Annotated in this window: 1 protein-coding gene; it reads left to right on the forward strand. The window is 51.0% G+C overall.

What is annotated here, in order from left to right; genetic code table 11:
* Nucleotides 1–5,825 (forward strand): beta strand repeat-containing protein (locus WEIDD23_RS13495; RefSeq protein WP_197458815.1); only part of this gene is annotated, 5,825 nt, incomplete at both ends.

A 5,825-nucleotide genomic window follows, 5' to 3' on the forward strand; every position in this document is an offset into this window, starting at 1 on the left:
GCTTTTCAACGGTGACGGCAGTTTCGGATGCGCAAACGAATTTGAATAACGTGTTGGCTCAAGCTGCGGCCGGGCAAGCAACAACGCAACAGGTGATCGATGCAACGACCGCCTTGCAAACGGCGATTTCAGATGCGCAAGCGGCACTGGACGCCGCAAAAGCCCAAGCCAAGACGGATATTCAAGCCAATATTGATGATATCAACACACAAATTACGCAAATCCAAGCGGACATTGACGCCATTCAAGCGTTAGCTGATCGCAATCCGGGGGATACAACCATTGCTGGTTTATTGGCCGATGCGCAACAACGCTTGGCAAATGCACAATCACAACTTACGCAGGCTGAAGCAGCGTTGGCAGCTGTTGATAGTGCGGCAACCATTGCGGATGTGACGAACTTAAGCGATGGCGCTGATCAAAACCAAGTGGCAGCCGATTCGGCACGTACAATTGCCGACCAAGATCTAGCAGCCGCGCAGGCGCAAGATGCGTTGAATTTGAAAAACGCTAAAGATGAAGCAACGGCAACCGCCGAAACAACAACGACGGCTAACCAAGCGGCGATTCAACAAATTGAACAAAATATTGCCGAACTACAACAGTTGGCTGAGGATTATCCGAATAATGCGACGATTGCAACGCAGTTAATTAATGCGCAAGATGCATTGGATGCGGCGAATAAGGCGCAAGCCGACGTTGATACAGCAAGTGGTGAAGTGCCCGGTTTAACAACGGTTGAAGCGGTTCAGATTCAACAAGCGGCCGTGAATGCGGCGGGTAAGGATGCCCAGAATATGCTGGTTGTGGCCAATGATGCTGTGACAGCAGCTAAGGCTGAAGCAGAGAAGGTACTGTCGGATGCGAAGGCGGCGGCAACGAGCGCCATTCAACAACAATTGGATGAGGCGGATGCCAATATTCAAACGATTAAAGATAATATTGCGGCCATTCAAACAATTCTTGATAACAATCCGGGCGATGCCGATATTCAAGCGGCCTTGGATGATGCCAATGCACAATTAGTGACGGCGAACAATCAATTGGCAGATATGGCTGAAGCGTATGCTGATGCGACTGATGCGACCACACCGGCTGAAGTACAGGCGGCCCGCGATGCCGCGACAGCAGCTGCAACAGCAATCACTGATGCGACCACGCAATCAACAACTGATTTGACGACAGCCCAGGCGAAGAGCGATGCCAACTTGGCGGCCGCTAAAGCAAGTGCCGAGACAACGATTGGTGATCAACTTGACCAAGTTGGGGATGATATTGCAACAATTCAGGATGATATTACGGCGCTAACACAAATTGCGGCGGATAATCCAACGAATACAGAAATTGCGGCAAAGTTAGCGGACGCTAAGGCACAATTAGCAACTGCTCAGACACAAGAATCTGATCTTAAGGATACGAAGGCAGCCGTTGATGCGGCAACGACTTTAGCAGGTGTGAGTGCGCTTGAAGAGTCTGCGACAACTGCAGCCACAACGAGCGCGACAGCGAAAACAGCAGCTGATCAAGATTTGACTGATGCCCAGGCGTTAGCAGCAGCTGATTTGCAGGCAGCGCAAACGGCAGCCACAACGACAATTCAAGGTAATATCGATGCCATCCAGAATCAGGTTGACCAGATTACGCAAGATATCGCCACGATTGAAACGTTAGCGACGAATAACCCAGGCGATACAGTCATTGCGGACGCGCTTAGCGACGCAAAGCAACAGCTAGCTGATGCCCAAACGGCGTTGACGGATGCGCAAGCACAACAAACAGCGGTTGCAGACGCAACGACACCGGCTGCCGTGCAAGCGGTAGTTGATGTGGCAGCGACTGATCAAACGACAGCTGAAACGGCCGGGACAACATCAACGCAAGATGTGGCAACGGCGCAGCGTCAAAATGATGCCAATTTGGCAACGGCCCAAGCCGCAGCAAAGGATGCATTGCAAGATAACATTGATGAAATTAATGATGCAATCGCCCAAATTGCAACGGATGTGGCAACATTACAAACCTTGGCCGACAACAATCCAAGTGATCAAACGATTGCGGATAAGTTGGCCGATGCGTTGACACAACAGCAAACAGCAAAGGATGCATTGACCGATGCACAAACGCAATTGACCAATGTTGACCAAACGACAACGTTGGCTCAGGTCGACGCCTTAACAACGCAAGGTCAGGCGGATGAAGATGCAGCCAAGGCAGCAGCCGAAGCGGTCAATACCGACGTCACAACGGCACAAAATCAATCGGCTACTAACTTGGCGGATGCCAAAGAAACGGCCAAGGACACTATTCAAGCCGATATTGATCAAATTACGAGTGATGGGACGGCAATTGACAATATCATTGCGGAATTGACAGATTTGGTGACGAACAACCCAGGTGATTCAACCATCGCTGATGCGTTGCAAACGGCCCAAGATGAGAAGGCAAAGCAAGCCGATGCCTTGAAGGACGTCCAAGCCCAACTCGCGCAAGTCGATGAGCAGACGACCCTGGCCGATGTGGCTGATTTAGTCGATCAAGCAGCAACTGATCAAGCAACAGCTGACCAAGCGGTCGTTGATTCGTCACAAGCCTTGGACACAGCCAACGCTCAGTCAGCAGATAACTTGGCTGACGCAAAGACAGCGGCCAAAACAACGATTACCACTGACCTGACAGCTATTCAAGATAATATTGATGGTATTCAGGATAATATTGCGGACCTACAACAACTAGTGACTGATAATCCAACGAACACGCAAATTGCGGATAAGTTGGCCGATGCGCAACAACAATTAACCGACGCCCAGGCGGAAAAGCAGGCCGCGCAGGATGCGTTAGATGCGGTTGATAATCAGACGACGTTGGCAGATGTTCAAGCCCAAACTGATGCAGCCGGTCAGGCAGTGGTTAATTCTGATGGGGATGCGACACAAGCCCAAACCGATTTGGATGACGCACAGAACTTGGCAAATGCTGATTTAGCAGCTGACCAAGCGGCCGCCCAAAAGGCTGTTGATGATCAAATTGCCCAAATCACGGATGATATTGCTGCGATTACGGATGATGTGGCGACCTTGCAAGAGATTGCGACAAATAATCCAGATGATACGGACATTGCGGATAAGTTGGCGGATGCCCAAGCACAACAGCAAGCAGCTGAAACTGCGTTGACAGAAGCGCAAAATCAAAAGACGGCAATCGACAATGCCACGACGCCTGCTGAAGTGACGGCAGCCCAAACAACGGCCGAAACTGCAGGTCAAACGGCGAGCGATGCTAAGGATGCGGCTGACCAGGATGTGACTGATGCGCAAGCAAAGTCAGATGCCAATTTGGCAGCGGCAAAGACGGCTGCCGATACGGCACTAGATCAGAATATTGCAAATATCACAGATGATGTATCAGCTATTCAAGATATTGTGGATGAGTTACAGACGCTCGCGGATAATAATCCGGGCGATACGGACATTGCGGACAAACTCGCGGATGCCCAGGCCCAGTTGACGACGGCGAACGACGCGTTGACGGACGCTCAGAATCAGAAAACAGCGGTTGCTGATGCGGCAACGCTGGCGGATGTTCAGACGGCCGTTGATGCTGGCCAGGCGGATGAAGATGCAGCGCAAACTGCTTTGGAAAATGCGCAGGCCGATCAAACTGCAGCACAGGCAAAGTCGGACAGTAATTTGGATGACGCGCAACAAGCGGCCAAGGATGCCATTACACAAGACTTAGCGACGATTACGGATAATGTGGCCGCAATTCAGGCGGACGTGGCGGCCCTTGAACAAATTGCGGCTGATAATCCAACGAATCAATTGATTCAAGATAAGCTAGCAGATGCGCAACAGCAATTAACGGATGCGCAAACGGCGCAAACGAACGCGGAACAAGCATTAGATGCCGTGACGCAGGCAACGACACCAGCTGAAGTGGCGGCCCAAGAACAAATCGTGACGGAAGCGGTAACGTCGACGACTGGTAATAAGGATCAAGCTGACCAAGACTTGGCTGATGCCAAGGATTTGGCAGGGGCTGATTTGGCCGCTGATCAAACGGCTGCTCAGACTGCGGTGACGAATCAAATTGATCAGATAACGGATAATATTGACCAAATCAATAAAGATATCGCGACATTGACGGACATTGCGGCGAAGAATCCAGAAGACACAGAAATTGCAGATAAACTGGCCGATGCCAAGACGCAATTGGCTACAGCCGAAACGGCGTTAACCACGGCTGAAAACCAAAAAGACGCGATTGCGGCAGCAACGACACCAGCTGAAGTGGCCACAGCGCAATCATCGGCTGAACAAGCAGGTGACACGGCGCAAACGGCGCAAGACACGGCAGATCAGGATGTGGTTGATGCACAAACAAAGTCGGATGCCAATTTGGCAGCAGCCAAGGCGGCAGCTGACACGGCTTTGGACCAAAATATTGCCAACATCACGGCTGACGTGGCGGCGATTCAGGATATCGTGACCGATTTGACGACGGTGGCGGCAAACAATCCAACTGATACGAGCATTGCGGATAAGTTGGCGGATGCGCAACAACAATTAGCAACTGCCGAAACGGCTTTGACAGATGCTCAGAATCAGAAGACAGTGGCTGACCAAGCAACGACATTAGCAGATGTGCAAACGGCCGTTGACGCGGGTCAAACGGATGAAAATACGGCACAAACGGCTTTGGAAAAGGCTCAGGCCGATCAAACGACAGCTCAAGCCCAAGCCGATCAAAATTTGGCGGATGCCAAGAAGGCGGCTGACCAAGCGATTACGGATAAAATTGCGACGATTGATGATGATATTGCCCAAATTACGGCTGATATTGCGACACTTGAACAAATCGCAACTGATAATCCAGACAACACGACCATTGCCGACAAGTTGGCAGATGCGAAGGAACAGTTAGCAGCGGCGGAAGATGCTAAAACGACGGCAGAAGCAGCCAAGGACGCCGTGGCCGATCAAACAACATTGGCTGATGTGGCGAATCAAACAGAAGTCGCCGATGAGGCGGTGACGGCCGCAGATACAGCGCAAAAGACCGCTGATCAAGACGTGAAGGATGCGCAAGCTGCAGCTAGTGAAGATTTGGCAACTGACCAAGCTGCAGCGAAGACGGCGGTTAACAATGATATTGCGACGATTACGGATAACATTGATAAAATCACCGATGACATTGCGACATTAACAGACATCGCGGCGAAGAATCCAGCGGATACAGAGATTGCCGACAAGTTGGCCGACGCGAAGGCGCAGCTTGAAACGGCTGAAGGCGCGCTCACTGATGCAACTGATCAATTAACGGCGATTGATAATGCCACGACACCGGCTGAAGTGGCTGATGCGCGTGAAGCAGGGCAAGATGCGGCCGACTTGTCACAGACGACAGCGGATAATTCGGCGCAGGATGTGGCTGATGCGCAAGCAAAGTCTGATCAAAACTTGGCGGATGCGCAAAAGGTCGCGACCGACACAATTACGGATAATATCGCAACCATTGCCGATAATATTCAAAATATCACGGATGATATTGCGACATTGCAAGATTTAGCAGATAAGAATCCGGGTGATACCACAATTGCGGATAAGCTGGCAGATGCGCAACAGCAGTTAACTGAAGCTGAAGCGGCTAAGACGGCAGCTGAAAGTGACTTGGACCAGGTGGCTGATCAAACCACGTTGGCTGACGTCGCTGATGTTGTGAATGATGCAGCTGATCAGGTCGCACAAGCACAAGAAAATGAGAATCAGGCCCAAACGGATGTGGCTGATGCGCAACAACAAAGCGCCACGAATTTGGCAACAGCTAAG

The sequence above is a fragment of the Weissella sp. DD23 genome (assembly GCF_001579105.1).
GTDB classification, from domain to species: Bacteria; Bacillota; Bacilli; order Lactobacillales; family Lactobacillaceae; genus Weissella; species Weissella cibaria.